General features: G+C 63.9%; 9 protein-coding genes, 1 other RNA gene and 2 pseudogenes. 3 read left to right on the forward strand and 9 right to left on the reverse strand.

Annotation, left to right across the window (positions count from 1 at the left end):
* Nucleotides 1-6 precede the first annotated feature (6 nt).
* The 5 genes from csy3 to cas1f all read right to left on the reverse strand — a co-directional run bounded on the left by csy3 (nt 7) and on the right by cas1f (nt 7,866).
* Complete coding sequence (csy3, locus tag J5I97_RS01070; protein ID WP_208588455.1) at nt 7-1,044, reverse strand: type I-F CRISPR-associated protein Csy3; 1,038 nt, start codon at nt 1,042-1,044, stop codon at nt 7-9.
* Between the two features lie 22 nt (nt 1,045-1,066).
* A complete protein-coding gene (gene csy2, locus J5I97_RS01075; protein ID WP_208588457.1) occupies nt 1,067-2,077 on the reverse strand; it encodes a type I-F CRISPR-associated protein Csy2 in 1,011 nt (336 codons plus the stop codon).
* Nucleotides 2,074-3,435, reverse strand: coding sequence for a type I-F CRISPR-associated protein Csy1 (gene csy1, locus J5I97_RS01080; protein WP_208588459.1), 1,362 nt, complete (start codon nt 3,433-3,435; stop codon nt 2,074-2,076). The genes csy2 and csy1 overlap by 4 nt, the downstream gene beginning before the upstream one ends.
* A 79-nt stretch (nt 3,436-3,514) precedes the next feature.
* Complete coding sequence (cas3f, locus tag J5I97_RS01085; RefSeq protein ID WP_208588461.1) at nt 3,515-6,880, reverse strand: type I-F CRISPR-associated helicase Cas3f; 3,366 nt, start codon at nt 6,878-6,880, stop codon at nt 3,515-3,517.
* Complete coding sequence (cas1f, locus tag J5I97_RS01090) at nt 6,877-7,866, reverse strand: type I-F CRISPR-associated endonuclease Cas1f (RefSeq protein WP_208588463.1); 990 nt, start codon at nt 7,864-7,866, stop codon at nt 6,877-6,879. The genes cas3f and cas1f overlap by 4 nt, the downstream gene beginning before the upstream one ends.
* 92 nt (nt 7,867-7,958) lie before the next feature.
* Between cas1f and J5I97_RS01095 the strand changes: the two genes are divergently transcribed.
* Nucleotides 7,959-8,036, forward strand: a non-coding RNA gene (locus tag J5I97_RS01095) — sX9 sRNA.
* Nucleotides 8,037-8,039: 3 nt separating this feature from the next.
* On the opposite strand, the gene J5I97_RS01100 is transcribed toward J5I97_RS01095, so the two are convergent.
* The 3 genes from J5I97_RS01100 to J5I97_RS01110 all read right to left on the reverse strand — a co-directional run bounded on the left by J5I97_RS01100 (nt 8,040) and on the right by J5I97_RS01110 (nt 13,092).
* Nucleotides 8,040-10,064, reverse strand: a complete 2,025-nt coding sequence (locus J5I97_RS01100) for an acetyl/propionyl/methylcrotonyl-CoA carboxylase subunit alpha (RefSeq protein WP_208588465.1) — start codon at nt 10,062-10,064, stop codon at nt 8,040-8,042.
* A 243-nt stretch (nt 10,065-10,307) separates the two neighbouring features.
* On the reverse strand, nt 10,308-11,918 hold the full coding sequence (locus tag J5I97_RS01105) for a carboxyl transferase domain-containing protein (RefSeq protein WP_208588467.1): 1,611 nt from the start codon (nt 11,916-11,918) through the stop codon (nt 10,308-10,310).
* Between the two features lie 10 nt (nt 11,919-11,928).
* A complete protein-coding gene (locus J5I97_RS01110) occupies nt 11,929-13,092 on the reverse strand; it encodes an isovaleryl-CoA dehydrogenase (RefSeq protein WP_208588468.1) in 1,164 nt (387 codons plus the stop codon).
* A 128-nt stretch (nt 13,093-13,220) separates the two neighbouring features.
* Between J5I97_RS01110 and J5I97_RS01115 the strand changes: the two are divergent.
* Nucleotides 13,221-13,406: pseudogene (locus J5I97_RS01115) on the forward strand (helix-turn-helix domain-containing protein); the annotation flags it as partial.
* Here the strand turns inward: J5I97_RS01115 and J5I97_RS01120 are convergent.
* Complete coding sequence (locus J5I97_RS01120) at nt 13,400-14,356, reverse strand: IS30 family transposase (RefSeq protein ID WP_208587676.1); 957 nt, start codon at nt 14,354-14,356, stop codon at nt 13,400-13,402. The pseudogene J5I97_RS01115 and the gene J5I97_RS01120 overlap by 7 nt on opposite strands.
* Before the next feature lie 90 nt (nt 14,357-14,446).
* On the opposite strand from J5I97_RS01120, the pseudogene J5I97_RS01125 reads away from it, so the two are divergent.
* Nucleotides 14,447-14,899: pseudogene (locus J5I97_RS01125) on the forward strand (TetR/AcrR family transcriptional regulator); the annotation flags it as partial.
* Between the last annotated feature and the right edge of the window lie 157 nt (nt 14,900-15,056).

Raw genomic sequence — 15,056 nt, forward strand, 5'->3', positions numbered from 1 at the left:
ATGGCGTCAGCCCGCATCGCCGAAGACACCGCCCCGGATCAGCGTGGCGATCACGAAATGCTGCTGGTCCGGCTCGGGCAGCTTGTCCTTGAGCACCCAGCCATCGAGCAGGTTGTAGAAATCCAGCTTGGCCTTTGGCTGCCGGTAGGCCTTGCCTTGCGTGGTGACAGAGCCGTACGGCTCCACGGCGATCGGGCCGTTGTCGTCTGCCTCCGGGTACCAGGTGTCGATGGTGCGCAGCGCATTGCCGATCTTCTGCGAATGGATCGCAGCCACTGCATTGCTGCCATCGCCGACGGCGTAGAGGGTCCTGCTTTTCTTGCTGCTACCCTTGTCCAGAATAAGCTCCTGCGAGGGAAACACCTCCTGGCCCGCACCGACACGCACGAACGCGGTGACCTGCAACAGCAGGTGCGCATTGCCCGCCAGCGCAGCGGCGATCAGCGAGGACAAGGCGACCAGATCCGCCGCTTCGGCAGATGGAGCCTGCAGGGTGCGCAACGAATGGTCGTGCGCCTGGAACGTCCATTGCGCGGCAGGCACGCCATTTTTCAGATGCGCGACCTGCACTTCCACCTGCTCCGCACCGATACGGTTGCGCCACAAAAACCGCCCGTTGGCCAGGTTGGCCGCATAGCGCTGGGCCAGCGTGTCGAAGCCATGCTGTTGTACATAAGCGGCAACGGTAGCGGTGAGTTTCTTGCGGTAATCGGTGTCGTTGCAGGCCGAGGGTGTGCCGGTACCACCGAGCACGCGCAGAGTGAACTGTACCTTCAGCGTGTCGGCATCCAGCGGCAGGGCGGCCACGTCCACGGTCTGCAGATTGGGGTTCTCGATGGCGGCATCGAGTTTGGTCGGGTCCTGGTCTTTGGCCTTGAGCCGGTTGGAAATGGTGCCGCGGACGGATTTTTCGCGCAGCTTGACTGGCTGCCAGTCGGCAGGCGTGGCGCGCGCTGCCCACGCGCCGGAAAACAACAGCGCGTCGGAGGGATCGAGCTTGCGCTCGAAGGCGAGGACGGAGGCGGTCTTGAGGTCGGTTGTCATGCTGGAATTCCTTGTCGTGAGGTCAGTCGAGAGAGAAGGTGAAATCGTACGTTTCGGTGGCAATAGCGGTCGCAGCGAAGTCGTTGCGACAGCGGTACAGGCCCTGGCCGGGGTCGCTGTTGGCGTACCAGAGCAGTTGCTGCGGTGCGTCCAGGCGGTGCGGGCTGATCCACTGGCCGAGCGAGTACAGGCTCTCGACGAAGCGGAAGGCCGTGGCGTTGTCGCGTGCATTGGCCACGCTGCCGGCTGCCTGCAGCTCGCCCAGAGCGCCGTAGCCCACCGGGATCGGCACGGTCCAGCCACGCCCGCTGCGGTCGTTGCTCCATCCGGGCGTGGCGTGCGAAGTAGTGTCGCTGTGATAGCGCCAGTTGATGCGCGACAGCGACAACCAGGCATCCAACCGAGTGGCGTCGGGATCGGTGGCCTGTAGTTCGGCCAGGCGGGCGTCGAGCAGGTCGGCGCGTTCCACCAGCGCGAAACCGGGCAGCAGCCGCATGCGCGCCTTGCGGAATTGCGTCGTGCGGTCGTCCTCGGTGCCGGTCAGCTCCAGCGTCCATGGCTGGTAGCGATGCCGCCAGGGCTGCGCCGGTGGCCGCACGCTGCCGCCGGCGATGCGCATGCCGCCAAGCAGCTCGGCCACGGTGGCGGTGTCGGCTTGCTGCGCCTGCGGGTCGTCGCTCCAACGTTGGCTGTGCACGCCCAGCACCAGGCTCAGTTGCAGATGGATGCGGCCTTCCTCGACGATGGCGGCGGTCTTGCCGTCCTTGCCGACCGGATTGCGGGTCAGGTGGAAGGCCTTGACGAAGCCGCCCTCGGTCACCTGTTCCTGATGGGCGTGGCAGACCGCGCCGATGGCGTGAAACGTCAGCTCCAGCCCGGCGGCGTGGACCTTGCGTTGCAGCGCCCACATCAGGCCCAGCAACGCGGTCATCGACGGGAAGCCGTGGGTCAGCGGGCTGGAAACGGCGTTGGCGTTGTGGACATGCAGATGCGGCAGCACCAGCAAGTGGCTGAAAGCGGGGCAGCGGCTCATGCCTGGCCTCCGGCAGACGCACGTCGCTGCAGTGGCACCGGCCAGGTCGCCTCGATGATCGCCTGCCTGGCCCAGTGTCGGTACTCGTTATCGCCGACGCTGGTCAGCCCTGCCTTGTGCAGTTGCGCATTGACCCAATTGGCGAAGCGACCCGCGACCTGGTCCGGCCAGTCGCCGAAGGTGTAGGCAGCGTTGAAGGCGTCGTCGTCCTGGGTCCATTGCGGGTGTTGCGGATCGCGGCGGACCGGCAGCTCGGTGCGTTCCGGGTCCAGCCACAGTTGTTCGTAGAGCGGCAGCGTGCAGTCCGCATCGCGGGTCCAGCCGGGAGCGAAGCGCGTCTGGGTTTCGGCGGCGAACACGGCCAGTTGTGCGCTCAGTTCTTGTTCGATGCGTTGGCGGATTCGGCGCGTCTTGTCGTTGGGCGGCGGGTCGTCGAGCAGAAAGTCGGCCAGTGTCTTCACTATCGCGCGCACGTCCTTGCCGTAGCCGAACCGGTCTATCGCCGAGTCGGTCTTCAACAGGCTGCGCGGATGTTCCAGCGTCCAGCTCGGCGGCAGCGAGGCCAGCAGGTAGTTCACGCCGCCGCGTTCGCTGTTGAGTTGGGAAATGTTATGCGGTTTGGTACCGCCGAGTTTGAGTGCCACCAGATTGCGGTAATCGCGGTAGCTGCCGTCGTACGGTTGTTTGGTGCGCCGCGCCTGGCGGGCTAGCTTGTTGGCCTCGCCAAAGCGGGCATCCTGGATGTCGGCGTGCACCACATGCGCCAGCGTGCTGGAGAACATCGGTTGCAGCAGGTGGTACTGCGTGTCATCGGTTGGTTGGTCGCCGACCAGCCAATAGACCTGCTTGGCAAGCGTGCTCGACGAGTAGGATTTTTCTTTACGAATAAGCCCCTTGAACGCAGCAATCCATGCGTCCGAAGTTTTCGGATCTGGATCTAACGCGTGGCGAAGGTCTGGATCGTCAAGGCGAATCCAGTCAAGCAATCTATGCCCATCAACCACTTGCTTCAGGAGCGCAGACACATCCAGATGTTTGGCGTCGGAAACGGCTGTGTCCTCTTTGAAATTTGCTCCTACGTTGTGCGTGCCTATTTCCGGCCTTTGGATCATGTCGCTTGGCAATACGTACGCGTTACTGCTTTTTTTCACACTGGGATGGGTGGCTTTGATCACGTGCGTCGCAGACTGAAGATGTCTTGCCCTATCTGCCGCATCGGCCAGCCATGTCGCGTAGTCGTATTTCGATGCCGTACCGGCATCGTCTTTGCCATCCTTCAGCTTGGCCAGTCGCCGTGTCTGGATGAAATCGGCGATGGCGGAGCGGAAGCGTTTTGCTCTCTCGGTTGGTTCTGTCATCCCCAATCTCCTTGTCGGTACTTCAGGGTGTCATCTTGATAAACGCTTGCAGTATCACAGGATGAGACGCAGCAACCGATCATCCTTTGAACTTCGCAAACCCCAGCCACGGGTGATACCGCCAGCCGGTTTCGCTGGCCGGCACCTCTACTATCGTGAACTTCCTGGCGCACTGCTCCAGTGACAGGTCGAGGGAATCGGCCTGCTCGATGAGCAGATTCATCAACTTGAAGCGGCCCCAGGGGCCGATGCCCGGCGCCGATGCCAGCGCGAGGTCATGGCGCTGGCTCTGCTCGATGCGGACATACAGGTCGGCGGCATGACGGTCGGGGGATCTCTCGACGCGATGCAGTCGCGGCACCTCGTCGTCGTCCGGCAGGAACACCAGGGTGACGCGGGGCTGGTTGTCGTCGCGGAATGGTTGCTGTTGCGGCAGTACGCCGGTCAGGGCGGCATGCGGGTGTTTCCGGGCGGCGAAGGCGTGGTCGCGCTCCAGCGACGTGGCGTTTGCCTGCGTCAGCATGCTGGCGGCGATGCGCGCCTGCTCCAGATCCACCAGGCGCTTGGAGGGCTCCCACTGCGCGTTGTCGGGGCGCGGGCGAATGCGCGGCACGGCGCTGAGTGTGCGGTAGTCGTCCTCCCGGAGCAGTTCGCGTAGCCACGGCGTTTCCAGCAGGAATTTGCTTGTCTCTTTCCTGCTTGCTTCTTTCTCGAAGCCTGGCCTGATGTAGGTCGGCCCGCCCTGCTCGCCCTTGCGGAAATGCCGCACGTTGGTATCGAAGATCAGCACGTTGGGCGTTGCGCCGGCCTTGCCGCGATGGCGCTGCACGCGCCCGGCCAGTTGGATCAGCGAGCGCATGGAGGAGGGCTCTGCCACCGCCCAGTCGGCATCCCAATCGCGGCCGACCTCGCAGACCGGCGAGGCCAGCACCACGAACAGTTGCTCGCGTGCGGGGTGCGCGTCGATCAGGGCGCGGATGCCCGGCAGGCGATAGACGCCGTTGCCATCGCCGCGCCGGTTGAAGGCCTGGTCGAGTTGATGCTCGATGGCCGAACGCTGCACCAGCGGAAAGCGGGCGTGATAGACGCACAGGTGGATCTGCGTGCCCTCCGGTGCGCCGGCCGCATGCAGTGCCTGCGCCACGTCGAACAGCGGCTCGATATTGGCCATGCGTACCAGCCCGAAGCTGATGCGCTTGCCGCTGACCGGATCGGGTTCGGCATGCGCGTGGTGCAGGCGCAGGCAGGCGTGGCGTACATGCGGTGCGAACCGCGCATACAGGTCTGCGTCCGGCAGGTTGCGCGGCAGATCCAGCGGCAGCAGTTCGCCGCGCCGTAGGGCTGGGGCCTTGGCGAGCGTGGCGATGCGTTTTTCGACGAACTGCATGTGCTGGTCGAGAAAGCCTGCGCCGCCGCCGCATGTGGCGGACTTCACACCGAACTCGTCGCTCCACAGACAGGGAATGTCGATCGCGGCGCCAGCGTGACCGCCATCCTGGCCACGGTTATGCCGATACTGCTGGCGACCTGCGCGGTAGGCCAGGTACATGCCGGCCACCAGCGACGGCGGCAGCGTGGCCGAAGACAGCAGCACGCGCGTGCCCAGCATGCCGGCCCATTGCACCAGCCGGGTCAACGCAGGCAGGTCGTTGAGGTCGTAGTCGTCCAGCTCGTCAAGAATCAGATCGGCGCTCATCAAGCGCAGCATCGGTGCGATCTGGCGGCCGGCGCGCAGCGATTCGGTCGCCGGCACCATGTGGTCCACGGTGCAGACCAGCATCGGTGCCGACAGCAGCTTGCGAATGTCCGGGTCGTGCAAGGCACGCGACAAGAGCGGGTGGTCGGTCGTGACGCCTTCGTAGAACACGTGGCTGTCTTCGTCGAGCAGATCCTGCACCGAGGCCGAGCCGTGCGCTTGGGCTTGTTGCGCGTAGAACTCGAACAATGCGCGGCTGGCCGAACCGCCGACGCGGATGGCCAGTTCGTCCTCGCCCAGATGCAGGTCGGTGCGGAAGCTGCGCCCGGTCTGCAGGGTGAGCGTGCGCAGGCCCAAGGCGTAGGTAGCACGCAGGCCCTGCTGCGGATCGGCCAGTGCATAGAGAATGCGCGCGTTGGCCAGCGTCTTGCCGCAGCCGGTCGATGCCATGTTGACGATGAAGGCGCCGTGTTCGCGCGCTGCCTCGCGCATTGCGGTGGCTGCGTCGAACGCCTTGTCCTGCCAGGCGAAACGCGGATCGGCACTGCGTTTGCGCAGGCCGCGGTGGTTGGCCAGTCTGGGCAGATGGCGCTCGAAGCCGGGCAAGGCATGGGCGATCAGCCCGGCATCGCGGGCGACGCCAAGCAGGTGCTCGTCCAACGGTTGTTTGAGGCCGTCGCGGTCGGTATTGGCGTAGAGCTGCGTCTTGCCATCGCCATGCACGCGCAGCGGCGAGCTTCCGGGCAGGGCCGAGTAATGATGGTCGGCCAGCATCAACGTCAGCCGCGCCAGATGCAGGACGTAAGGATTGTCCAGCCAGGTATGGTCCCGCCGCAGGCGCAGTGCGAGCAGACGCTTGGCCAACCGTGCGGCCTGGGCGCGCCATTTCGGTTCCATCACCGGCAATGGCCCGGCAGGTGTCCAGTACGATAGAACGCTGTCGGGCTCGGCGGGCTGCGCAATTTCGTTCCAGTCGTGCGCCACCAGCGATAGAGGTGTTTCCAGCCAGGCCGGGTTGAAGTTCAGCGCACGCTTGCCCAGCCAGTCCTGCCTGCCGTTGTCCTGCCGGACCGGTACGACTGGAAGCCGGTGATGGGTGAGCACCAACCACGCCACGGCCGCGGCAAGCGGCGGCAGTTCGCGAAAGGGATAGCGCGATGCCGCATCGATGCCATCGCGTTGATAGCGCCCGTTGGCAAGCCAGTGCGCCTCGACGAAGGCGTGCGGGTCGGCCAACCGTTGCAGCCAGTCTGCGTCGTCGTCGCTGCCGACAAACGCCTGGAACAGCCGCAGCGAGACCCATTCGTGGCGATACAGGTTGCGTTCGCGCAGGTTTCCACGCAGGCGCGCCTGGAAGGCGCTGCTGGCTTTGCCCAGATCGTGCAGCAAGGCGGCAAGCTGAGCGAGCAGGCGGATGTCTTCGGCGCGATGCCAGTCGTTTTCGTCCTCGCGGCGCAGGATGTTGCGCGTGCTGGTATTGGTGGGCACCGCGCCTTCGGCATTGAAGCGACGCGCATCGCCGACGATCCACAGCAGCTCGGAATGGTCGCGACCGCGAATCCAGTGGCAGGCGATGGCGCTGTTCTTGCGCGCGGTCTTGCGCAGCAGCTTGCGCAGTGTGCTCAGGCCAGCGTCGGTGATGGGCGTCTGCCAGGTGCGATCGCCACGTCGCTCGGCGAATTGGTCGAGGATGCGGCGGGTTTCGGTCAATGCGCGCTTGTCGCACTGCGAGATCAGCAGGATGTTCACGGCGCCGGATCCGCCTGCCTGGCCGCCGCTGTCTGCAGTGCCACCGCCTTGAGCGTGTCCAGCATGAAATCCAGCGCCTCGCTGCGGGTGAGCGCTTCGATGCAGCTGCGCCGAAACGCCTGCTCGTCGTCGCCACGCATCGCCGACAGGAACGCTTGCGGCAGGATGCTGGCGTCCTTCACCAGATCGGCGATGTCGAACACCAGCCCGCCGCGGCGCGTCTTGCCATGCAGCACGGCCAGTCCATGCGGCAGGCCCAGCACCCAACTGGCGGTGGCCCCCAGCCCGTAGGCCAGATAATTGCCGTGGTCGAGGAAGCGATTGGCCGGGTCGCCGCCCGTGCCGCGCTTGGCGCGAGTGAAATCGCCATAGCCGACGGTGTCGACCGCCAGCTTGAACAAGGCCTTGGTCAGCCTGGCTTCTTCGGTCAGCAACGAGGCGTTGTCCTGCGCCTGTTCGATATTGCGGCGTGTTTTGGCCAGCAAGGCTTCCAGCCTGGCCGCATCTGGCACAAAGCCGGCGTCCTTGAGTGCGCGCTGCTGCCACTGTTCGCCGATGCGTACCGCGCGCGCCTGCTGGAATGCCTTGGCCGCCATCAGGCGCAAGTCGTCGTCGAACCAGAACGACACCCAGGCCTGTAGATATTCGGTCGGGCGATACTCGCTCTGCGGCGAGAACCAGGCCACTTCCACGTCCATCTCGTTGGCCGAGAACAACGGTGTCCCGCCACCGCCGCAAAACCCGACCAGCACCCCTGCTTTGGCCAGCTCGCGCATCGCCGCCTGGGTGACGGACGTGCCGGTGCCGAGCAGCACCGTGGTGGTGTTGGCGATGGGGATATTCCAGTACAGCGAACGCTTGCCCGCATCGGTCACATACTCGACCCGGCCGCCATTGACCAGCACGCGGCAGTGCTGCAGGTAATAGATGTTCGCCCGCTTGGAATGCAGGATGGTCTTGAGATCTGAAGCCGATAGCTCGTCCATTTGCTCGGTTTCCTGGCTGGGGCAGCATTTAGAGTGGCTAACAAAACTACTGCGCAATCGCCAAGCGGCCGCGGCCGGTGCACGGAATCCTCATGTACCACTTGTACAAGTTAAGGTTCTTCTGCGCCGTCCGCACCCGCCTGGCGACTGCCCGCTACGTGTCGTTAGCCAATCTAATCGGGCTTGGATACAAATTCCACCAGTGCGACGCCGTCAGATACCAGATCGCCTTCCGCAGCCAGATACGCCTTTACGATGCCGTCGCTGGGTGCGTGCAGGGTGTGCTCCATCTTCATCGCTTCGAGCACCACCAAGGCTTGCCCGCGGGTGACAGGCTGACCCACCGCTGCGACCAGCGATACGATGCGGCCGGGCATTGGTGCGGTCAGCCCGCCGGCGTCGTGCGCCGGCTGGTCCGCTTCGACCAGCGCGTCGTGGTGACGGAACACCACCCGCTGCGTGGTACCGATCAGGGTCAGTATGTTGCCGTCACGCAATGTCTGCATGCGCCATTGCCGACCATCCATTTCCACGCGCACTGCATTGTGCTGCGCGTGGTAGCGCAGCGTTTGGGCGTTGCCTGCAGACGTTACCTGCCAGCCATCGACAAGCCGACGTACGCCGAACTGGCGGCGCTCACCGCCTGCCTCCAGCACCACGGCCTGCGCCGCATGGGCGCCGATGCGCCAGCCATCGCTGTGCTGCCACGGCGAAAATGGGTCGGCTGGATCTGCCGCGGCCTTCGGCAACGACTCGGCAATCAACACTGCCGCCAGGCACCAGGCGCTGCCCGGACTGACCGGATCCGGAAACAACGCTGCATGCTCGCGCTCGATCAATGCGGTGTCCAGATTGGCGGAGGCAAACGATTCGGTGCCGATCAGGCGTGCGAGAAACGCGCTGTTGGTGGTGACGCCCACCGCATGGAACTGCGTCAACGCCTCGCGCATGCGCGCCAGCGCGGCGGGGCGATCGACATCCCACACGATCAGCTTGGCAATCATCGGGTCGTAGTACGGGCTGATGGTGTCGCCTTGCTCCACGCCGGCATCGACGCGTACGTGGGCACTGGCGGCAGGCAATTGCAGCTGGCGCAGCGTGCCGATCGAAGGCAAAAAGCCGCGCTCTGTATCTTCGGCATACAGGCGCGCTTCCAGCGCATGCCCGTGAATGCTGAGCGCGTGCTGACGACGCGGCAATGGCTCGCCCGCTGCAACGCGCAGTTGCCATTCGACCAGATCGGTACCGGTGATCAATTCGGTCACCGGGTGCTCGACCTGCAGCCGGGTGTTCATTTCCATGAAATAAAAATCGCCGTCCGGGCCGGCAATGAATTCCACTGTGCCCGCACCGACGTAGCCCACTGCGCGCGCCGCATCCACGGCGGCCTTGCCCATTGCCGCGCGGCGTTGTTCGGTCATGCCGGGAGCCGGCGCTTCTTCCAGCACTTTTTGATGCCGACGCTGCACCGAGCAATCGCGCTCGAACAGATACACCATGTCACCGTGCGTATCGCCGAATACCTGAATCTCGATATGGCGCGGGCGCTCGACATATTTTTCCACCAACACCTGCGCATCGCCGAACGCCGATTGCGCCTCGCGCTGGCAGCTGGCCAACGCCTCTTCGAATGCGTCGCTGGCCTCCACCCGACGTATGCCCCTGCCGCCACCGCCGGCACTGGCCTTGATCAAGACCGGGTAACCGATCGCATCGGCTTGCGCACGCAGGAAGGTCGGGGCCTGCTCATCGCCGTGGTAGCCCGGGGTCAGCGGCACGTCGGCACGTTGCATCAACGCTTTGGCCGCGCTTTTGTCGCCCATCGCGCGGATCGCGGCTGCCGGCGGACCGATAAACACGATGCCGGCCTGCGCACATGCGTCGGCGAACGCTGCGTTTTCAGAGAGAAATCCATAACCGGGATGGATCGCCTGCGCGCCGCTCGCGCGTGCCGCATCCACAATCGCATCGCCACGCAGATAGCTGTGCTGCGCCGGTGCCGCACCAATATGAATCGCCTCGTCGGCCAATCGCACATGCCGTGCATCGCGGTCTGCATCCGAGTACACCGCTACGGTGGCGATGCCGAGCTTGCGACAGGTCGCGATGACCCGGCACGCGATCTCGCCGCGATTGGCGATCAGGATTTTGTCGAAGTACGGCTGCCTTGCTGCGGCGATAGGGTCGCGCTGGGTCATCGGATAAGTCTCTGCACGTCGCCGGAGCGGCGGGTGGCGCTACGAAGAAGAAACGGTTGCGCTTACTGCATGAAAGCTGCGACTGCGATGGAAGTTTGTCTCTGCTGTGCAACAGCGCCGCCAGCTGTTTGGAGACCAAATAGTGCGGGTACTCAAGTAGCGAACTCCGCAGCGTGCACCCAAAGGCAGATGCATCCGCGATCGCAGCGCGCAGCAATGCCAGTGCACGCGCACTTCACCACCTCACATCCGAAACACGCCGAAGCGTGTCGGCTCGATCGGCGCATTCAGCGCGGCCGATAACCCCAGCCCAAGCACGCGACGCGTATCGGCAGGATCGATGATGCCGTCGTCCCATAGCCGTGCGCTAGCGTAATACGGATGGCCTTGCTGCTCGAACTGCGCACGGATCGGCGCCTTGAACGCCTCTTCTTCTTCGCCCGACCATGCGCCGCCTTTGGTTTCGATGCCGTCGCGCCGCACCGTGGCCAGCACGCTGGCGGCCTGCTCACCGCCCATCACCCCGATGCGCGCATTCGGCCACATCCACAGGAAATTGGGCGAGTACGCGCGGCCGCACATGCCGTAATTGCCGGCACCGAACGAGCCGCCGATCACCACGGTGAACTTCGGCACCTTGGCGCAGGCCACAGCCATCACCAGCTTGGCGCCATCCTTGGCGATGCCACCATGTTCGTATTTGCGCCCGACCATAAAGCCGGTGATGTTCTGCAGAAACACCAGCGGAATGCCACGCTGTGTGCACAGTTCGATGAAGTGCGCGCCCTTGAGCGCGGACTCGGAAAACAAAATGCCGTTGTTGGCGACGATGCCGACCGGGTAGCCATGCAGATGCGCAAAGCCGGTCACCAACGTACTGCCGTAGCGTGGTTTGAATTCGTCCAGCCGCGAGTCGTCGACGATACGCGCAATCACCTCGCGTACATCGAACGGTTTGCGCGTATCGGCAGGAATCACGCCATACAGTTCGTCGGTGCCATAGCGCGGCGGCAACGGTGTCTGCAGTGCCAGCGATGCCGGCGGTTTGCGCCAGTTGAGCTGCGCAATGATGGCGCGCACACGTGCCAATGCCTGCAGATCGTTGTCGGCAAAGTGATCGGCCACGCCGGAGATACGCGTGTGTACATCGGCGCCGCCCAGTTCTTCGGTACTGACTTCTTCGCCGGTGGCGGCTTTGACCAATGGCGGGCCGCCGAGAAAGATCGTGCCTTGCTCGCGCACGATCACCGTTTCGTCGCTCATTGCGGGCACGTAGGCACCACCGGCGGTGCATGAGCCCATCACGCAAGCGATTTGCGCTATGCCGCTGGCAGAGAGATTGGCCTGGTTGTAGAAAATGCGCCCGAAGTGATCGCGATCCGGAAATACTTCATCTTGCAGCGGCAAGAACGCACCGCCGGAATCGACCAGATAAATGCACGGCAGGCGATTGTGTTGCGCGATTTCCTGTGCACGCAGATGTTTCTTCACCGTCATCGGATAGTAGGTGCCGCCCTTGACGGTGGCATCGTTGGCCACGATCACGCATTCAACGCCGGACACGCGCCCGATGCCCGCCACCACTCCCGCGCACGGCACCTGATCGGCGTACATGCCATGCGCGGCCAGTGGCGCGATCTCCAGCAACGCGCTGCCCGGATCCAGCAAGGCGTCGATGCGCTCGCGCACCAGCAACTTGCCGCGCGCGGTGTGCTTTGCACGTGCGGCATCGCTACCGCCCAGCGCGATCTGCGCCAGCGTGCGGCGCAGATCGTCGATCACCTCGCGCATCGCAGCGAGGTTGTGTTGAAAACTCTCGCCGCCGACCTGCAGCTGGCTGTTGATCACGCTCATGATGGCTCCGTCAGGCGGTGCGATCGAACAACTCGCGGCCGATCAACATGCGTCGGATCTCCGAGGTGCCCGCACCAATCTCATACAGCTTGGCATCGCGCCACAAGCGCCCGGTGGGGTAGTCGTTGATGTAGCCGTTGCCACCCAGCACCTGGATCGCCTGGCCGGTGAGCCAGGTGGCTTTTTCGGCCGCATACAAAATGGCACCGGCCGCATCCTGGCGCGTGGTGCGCCCCGCATCGCAGGCGCGCGCCACAGCGTAGACATACGCGCGGCAAGCGTTGAGCCCCACGTACATGTCGGCCAGCTTGGCCTGCATCAACTGGAAGGTGCCGATCGGCTCGCCGAACTGCCTGCGTTCGTGCACATACGGCAGCACCACATCCATGGCGGCGGCCATCAACCCGAGCGGGCCGCCAGCCAACACCGCGCGTTCGAAATCCAGACCGGACATCAACACCCGCACGCCATCGTTGAGCGTGCCGAGCACGTTTTCGGCAGGCACTTCGCACTCATTGAATACCAGCTCGCAGGTATTGGAGCCGCGCATGCCCAGCTTGTCGAGTTTCTGTGCGGTGGAAAACCCCGGCATGCCTTTTTCGACGATGAATGCGGTGATGCCGCGTGCACCCGCATCCGGATCGGTCTTGGCGTACACCACCGACACATGGGCATCGGGGCCGTTGGTGATCCACATCTTGCTGCCATTGAGCACGTAGCGGTCGCCGCGCGCATCGGCACGCAGCTTCATCGACACCACATCCGAGCCGGAGCCGGCCTCGCTCATCGCCAGCGCGCCGACATGCTCGCCAGTGCACAACTTCGGCAGATAGCGCTGTTTCTGTTCGGGTGTGGCGTTTTTGCGCAGCTGGTTGAGACACAAATTCGAATGCGCGCCGTACGACAACCCGATCGCGCCACCGGCCCGCGAGATTTCTTCCATCGCCACCACATGGGCAAGGTAGCCCATGCCACTGCCGCCGTAGTCTTCCTCCACGGTCAGGCCGAGCAGGCCCTGCGCGCCGAACAGACGCCACAGCTGCGCGGGAAAGACATTGTCGTGATCGGCCGCAGCGGCGAGCGGGGCGATATGGTGGCTGGCGAAGGCCGCGACGCTTTCGCGCAGCAGATCGATCTCTTCGCCAAGCTCGAAGTTCAAGGACGGCACATGCATGGAGCGACTCCATAATGATCTGGACGTGCCGGGTGGGAGCGGCCATGCCGCGCGGCGTTTGTGAGCAGCCTAGCGGTCGGCAACAAAAAAGTGAACTAAAACTCAACTATTGAACCCAGAATCTCACCATGGTTTATCGACGCTCCGCCTTGATGGAAGAACGCCTGGCCGGCAACCGCGAGCGCATTGTGCACGCGGCCCGGGCCTTGATCGCTGAGGGCGGCCACCGCAACGCGCCGGTCACCGCAGTTGCCGCCTTTGCAGGTGTTTCGACCGGGCAGATCTACCGACATTTTCCATGGCGAATTCAACTCTGATTCGCAACGCTGTTAAGGACCTCCTCGGAGAAGACTTCGAGGGGCGTTTTGAATCCGAGTATCTTGCGCGGACGATTGTAGAGCCGCTGCTCGATCCATCGTAGGTGCGCATCGGCGATGGTGCTGAAATCGGTCTGTCGTGGCAAGTATTGGCGCGTCAACCCGTTGGCATTTTCGTTGCTGCCTCGCTGCCATGCGCAGTACGGATCTGCAAAGTAGAAATCACTCTGCAAGCAGGCGGCAATGAGCCGATGATCAGCAAACTCCTTGCCATTGTCGGCGGTGAGGGTGTGCACCGTGTGGCGTAGGCGGCCCAGGCGCTGGACGATGGCGTTGCGTACGTTCTCGGCGGTGCCGTCAGGCGAGTAAGCCAGCAGATGCAGGCGACTGCGGCGTTCGGTCATGCTGACCACCACGGCCTTTCCGTGTGAGGCCCTGATGGTATCCAGCTCCCAGTCACCGATGCGGCTGCGTTGCTCCACCACGCTTGGGCGCTGTGTCCAGCTGCGCCGATGTGTCAGCTGCCCGCGGCCATCGCGCACGCCCCGCCGACGGCGCTTGCGGCGGCGCTTGCGTCGATGCGTGAACAACTGACCACCGCGCTTCTGGTCGGCGTAGATGTGCCGATAGATCCATTCGTGACTGGCCAAGCCGGTGCGACCGGCAATCTGTTCCGGGCTGAAGTCCTCGCCCAGCAAGATCTCGATCTGTGCGATGCGCTCAGCGTCGATGCGTGGACGCCGGCTGGCCCGTGTGCGCCGATGCTCGCTGAGGCGCTGCGCATGATCTGGCAGATACTGCCGAGCGTGCTGATTGCGGCGCAATTCGCGGCTGATCGTGCTGGGCGCGCGCTCCAACACACTGGCGATGGCACGCATCGACATCCCGGTTTCATATAACGCATGTAGACGGTATCGTTCTGCTAGGTCCAGGCGGCTGGATGACATGGGCAACTCCACTTCGCGGTGAAGTCGTTCAGGTCAGGTCGCCTGGACCACTTCACAACCGTTGGTGTTGCGAATCAGAGTTGAAGCCGCCCATCCAAAGCTGAGTTGTTCGTTGAAGTTCTCAACGCCGCCGTACAGCGGGAAATGACCATTTTGCGCACCATCATCACCACGCAGGTCAGCGCCGTCGAGCGCCTGCGCAACGCGATCGCTACCTTCGTGCGGCGTGCCTTGGCGGGCCCGGCGCTGGCCTATGCCTTCATCGCCGAACCAGTGGAGGGCAAGGTAGATGCCCAGCGTATCGGCGGCCGGCGTTTGTTTGGCGAGGTGTTTCGCCAGCTGCTTGTCGAAGGTATTGCAGCTGGCGAATTCCCCGAGCAGTCGTTGGATGCGACTGCGGCCTGCATCGTCGGCGCCTTTACCGAGGCCCTGGTGGGGCCGGTTGCGCCCAGCCGTGGCGATTCGCAGCAAGGCGAACAGCTGGTCGAAGCGATCTGTGGCTTTTGTTTGCGTGCGGTCGGCGCGCGCCAGGCTGTGCGCTGACAGCGCACTGAGCGCACGACCCACTGTGCTGCTTCGATGCATCTGACTGTGCATTTACCTTGCCGGAGTCGTGCGATGGTCGCCGTCCTCAATTCCCTGGCCCTGACCGATCAGTCCACCAGCAAGTCACAAATTCAGCGCCAGCAACAGCAGCACA

The sequence above is a fragment of the Xanthomonas fragariae genome (assembly GCF_017603965.1).
GTDB classification, from domain to species: Bacteria; Pseudomonadota; Gammaproteobacteria; order Xanthomonadales; family Xanthomonadaceae; genus Xanthomonas; species Xanthomonas fragariae_A.

Coding starts and splice junctions, on each gene's coding strand:
- cas1f (WP_208588463.1), bottom strand. CDS start 7,866: ATGGACGAGCTATCGGCTTCAGATCTCAAGACCATCCTGCATTCCAAG.
- csy1 (WP_208588459.1), bottom strand. CDS start 3,435: ATGACAGAACCAACCGAGAGAGCAAAACGCTTCCGCTCCGCCATCGCC.
- J5I97_RS01120 (WP_208587676.1), bottom strand. CDS start 14,356: ATGTCATCCAGCCGCCTGGACCTAGCAGAACGATACCGTCTACATGCG.
- J5I97_RS01110 (WP_208588468.1), bottom strand. CDS start 13,092: ATGCATGTGCCGTCCTTGAACTTCGAGCTTGGCGAAGAGATCGATCTG.
- csy3 (WP_208588455.1), bottom strand. CDS start 1,044: ATGACAACCGACCTCAAGACCGCCTCCGTCCTCGCCTTCGAGCGCAAG.
- J5I97_RS01100 (WP_208588465.1), bottom strand. CDS start 10,064: ATGACCCAGCGCGACCCTATCGCCGCAGCAAGGCAGCCGTACTTCGAC.
- csy2 (WP_208588457.1), bottom strand. CDS start 2,077: ATGAGCCGCTGCCCCGCTTTCAGCCACTTGCTGGTGCTGCCGCATCTG.
- J5I97_RS01105 (WP_208588467.1), bottom strand. CDS start 11,918: ATGAGCGTGATCAACAGCCAGCTGCAGGTCGGCGGCGAGAGTTTTCAA.